The organism is Micromonospora sp. NPDC002411 (assembly GCF_053592955.1).
Genome location: NZ_JBSFBM010000465.1, coordinates 1 through 4,148 on the forward strand (window position 1 = coordinate 1; position 4,148 = coordinate 4,148).

Consider the following 4,148-nt stretch of genomic DNA (forward strand, 5'->3'; position numbering starts at 1 on the left):
GTCGCTGTCGACTGGACGCCCTGCCTGACCGGTGGGCGGTTGATCGACCTGCCCACCTACGCCTTCCAGCACCAGCGCTACTGGCCCGCCGCCACGGTGACCGGCAACGGCGACGCCGTCGACCACCCGCTGCTCGGCGGCACGCTCACCCTCGCCGGCGACAGCGACGAACGGATCTTCACCGGCCGCTGGTCGCGGACCGCCCTGCCGTGGCTCACCGACCACCAGGTCGCCGGAGACGTCGTCGTCCCCGGCACCGCGCTGCTCGAACTCGCCCTCGCCGCCGGCGTCGAGGTCGGCTGTGACCGCGTCGACGACCTCGTCCTGGCCGCCCCGCTGGTGCTCGGCGAGCAACGGATCGAGGTCCAGGTCCGCACCGGCGCCGACGACGGTTCCGGCCGTCGCACCGTCACCGTCCACGCCAGCCCGGACGGCAGCCGGTGGACCACCCACGCCACCGGCACCCTCAGCACCGCCGAAACCCTCGACGAGGCCACGCCGACCACCTGGCCACCCGCCGGATCTGACGCGATCGACACCACCGGTCTCTACGACGCCCTGCGCCGTCGAGGTCTCGACTATGGTCCCGCGTTCCGCGGGCTGCGCCAGGCCTGGCTGGACGCCGACGGTGCCGTCCACGCCGAGGTGGAGCTGCCCACCTCAGTGGACGGCAGCAGGTACGGCGTACACCCGGCGTTGCTGGACACCGCCCTGCACCCACTCGGCCTCGGCGTCCTGGGCGACGACGACGGTCAGGCCCGGGTGCCGTTCGCCTGGTCCGGCGTCACACTGCGGGCCTCCGGCGCGGTGACCGCCCGGGTGCGGCTGGCCGACGCCGGCACCGACGCCGTCAGCGTCCACCTCACCGACACCCTCGGGCGGACCCTGTTGACCGCCGACTCCCTGGTGCTGCGCCGGTACGCCGAGCGCACCGCCAACACCGACGGCCTGCACCGGCTCGACTGGATTCCGGTCGAGGCACCCGGCACCTCCGACCGCACCGGGACCGAGGTGCTGCGCGTACCCGCCACCGCCACCGACGACCCGGTCACCGCCACCCATGCCACCACCACCGCCGTCCTGGCCGCGCTGCGCGACGCCGTCGAGCGGGACATCCGACTCGCTGTCGTCACCAGCGGCGCGGTCGCCAGCGGCCCCGACGACGCGGTCACCGATCTGGCCGGTGCGGCCGTCTGGGGTCTGGTCCGCAGCGCCCAGACCGAGAACCCCGGCCGGTTCCTGCTCGTCGACACCGACGGCGACGACCACCTGGGCGCCGTCCTCGCCACCGGCGAGGAGCAGATCGCCGTCCGCGACGGCATGCTGCGCGCACCCCGCCTGGCCCGGGTCACCGAACCCGCAGACGGTCACGACTTCGGCACCGGCACGGTAGTGGTCACCGGCGCGTTCGGCACCCTCGGCCGGCTGCTCACCCGCCACCTGGTCACCCGGTACGGCGTCACCGACCTGCTGCTGCTCAGCCGCCGTGGCCCGGACGCCCCGGAGGCCGCCGACCTGACCGCGGAGCTCGCCGAACTCGGCGCGACGAGCACCGTCCTGGCCTGCGACCTGGCCGACCGTGCCGCCCTCGCCGCCGCCATCGACGGCGCCGGCAGCCTGACCGGGGTCCTGCACATCGCCGGAGTGATCGACGACGGTGTGGTCACCGCGCTCACCCCGGAACGCCTCGCCGCGGTGCTCCGCCCGAAGGTCGACGCCGCCTGGCACCTGCACGAACTCACCGCCGGGCACCCGGTGACCGCCTTCGTAACGTTCTCCTCGGCCGCCGGCCTGCTCGGCAGCCCCGGCCAGGCCAACTACGCGGCCGCTAACGCCTTCCTCGACGCCCTCGCCGACCTCCGCCACCAGGCCGGCCTGCCGGCCTCGTCGCTCGCCTGGGGGCCGTGGGCCGCCGGGATGGCCGCCGACCTGGACCCGGACGCGGTCCAGCGACTCAGCCGGGGCGGCCTCGCCCTGATCACACCCGAGGACGGTCTCGGCCTCTTCGACGCGGCCGGCCAGCACACCACTGTCGTCCCCCTCCGGCTCACCTCCGGCCGTCACGCGCCGGCCACCGTCCACCCGCTGCTGCGCAACCTCATCCGAGCTACGCGACGGGGCACCGGGCGGGCCGCCACCGGCGACGCCTCCCTGGTCCAGCGACTCGCGGCACTGCGTCCGGCCGATCAACGGGAAGCCCTGCTCGACCTGGTCCGCACCCACGTCGCGAGCGTGCTGGGCCACGGCTCGGGGCAGGCGGTCGCCCCCGGCAAGGCGTTCCAGGAGACCGGTTTCGATTCGCTCGCCGCCGTCGAGCTCCGTAACGGCCTGAACGCCGCGACCGGCCTGCGGCTGCCGGCCACCCTCGTCTTCGACCACCCGACCCCGGCGGCCCTCGCCGCCCACCTGCACGAGACGCTGATCGGCGCCGACCGTCCCGACACCCCGGAGGTCGCCGCGTCCGGCCACGCCGACGAGCCGATCGCCATCGTCGGCATGGCCTGCCGCTACCCCGGCGGGATCAGCTCACCCGAGGACCTGTGGCGACTCGTCGAGACCGGCAGCGACGCGATCGGCGACTTCCCCGCCGACCGGGGCTGGGACGTGGACCGCCTCTACCACGCTGACCCGGATCACCCCGGGACCTCGTACACCCGGTCCGGCGGGTTCCTCGCCGACGCCGCCGACTTCGACGCCCCGTTCTTCGGGCTCGGCCCGCGCGAGGCCCTCGCCACGGACCCCCAACAGCGGCTGCTGCTGGAGACCTCGTGGGAGGCCTTCGAACGGGCCGGCATCGACCCGGCGACCGTACGCGGCAGCCGCACCGGTGTCTTCGCCGGCGTCATGTACCACGACTACGTGTCCCGCCTCGACCCCGACGGCGACGCCGTCGAAGGTCTGCTCGGCATCGGAAACGCGGGCAGCGTCATCTCCGGCCGGATCGCGTACACCTTCGGGCTGGAAGGCCCGGCGGTCACCGTGGACACCGCCTGCTCGTCGTCGCTGGTGGCGCTGCACCTGGCCGTCCAGGCGATCCGCACCGGCGAGTGCACCATGGCGCTCGCCGGTGGCGTCACAGTGATGGCCACCCCGGGCACCTTCATCGAGTTCTCCCGTCAGCGCGGGCTCTCCGCCGACGGCCGCTGCAAGTCCTTCGGTGCGGGGGCGGACGGCACCGGCTGGTCCGAGGGCGTCGGCATGCTCGTTGTCGAACGCCTCTCCGACGCCCACCGCAACGGCCACCCGATCCTCGCCGTGATCCGGGGCAGCGCCGTCAACTCCGACGGCGCCTCCAACGGCCTGACCGCCCCCAACGGCCCCGCCCAGCAGCGGGTCATCCGCGCCGCGCTGGCCAATGCCGGCCTGAGCACCGCCGACGTCGACACCGTCGAGGCGCACGGCACCGGCACCGTGCTCGGTGACCCGATCGAGGCGCAGGCGCTGCTCGCCACCTACGGCCAGGACCGCCCGGACGACCAACCACTGTGGCTCGGCTCGATCAAGTCGAACATGGGCCACACCCAGGCTGCCGCCGGTGTCGCCGGCATCATCAAGATGATCGAGGCGATGCGGCACGGCATCCTGCCCCGCACCCTGCACGCCGATGACCCGTCCCCGCACATCGACTGGTCGGCCGGAGCGGTCTCGCTGCTCACCGAGGAACGGCAGTGGACAGTGCCGGGCCGCCCGCGTCGCGCTGCGGTGTCCTCGTTCGGCGTCTCCGGAACCAACGCCCACGTCATCCTGGAAGCCGCCCCCGAACCGACACCCGTGCCCCGACACGCGGGCAGCGGGCCGGCGGTCTGGCCGCTCACCGCGACCACCCCCGACGGTCTCCGCGACCAGGGCACCCGGCTGCTGACCCACCTGGAGACCCACCCCGCGCTGGACCCCGCCGACGTCGGGCACACCCTCACCACGCGCGGCGCGTTCCCGCACCGGGCTGTGGTGTTCGGCCCAGGCGCCTTGGAGGCGCTCGCCGAGGGCCGCACCGATGCCGGTCTGGTGACCGGTGACGTGGTCGACGGCAAGCTCGCGTTCGTCTTCTCCGGTCAGGGTTCGCAACGACCGGGCATGGGCCTGGATCTTTACGACACGTTCCCGGTGTACGCGGAGGCGTTCGACGCGGCCTGCGCCGAGCTGGACCG

Annotated in this window: 1 protein-coding gene; it reads left to right on the forward strand. The window is 74.1% G+C overall.

Features of this window, described 5'->3' with window-relative positions; all coding sequences use genetic code 11:
• The coding region (locus ACWCO3_RS32260) for a type I polyketide synthase (protein ID WP_450013684.1) at positions 1-4,148 on the forward strand (4,148 nt) is incomplete at both ends.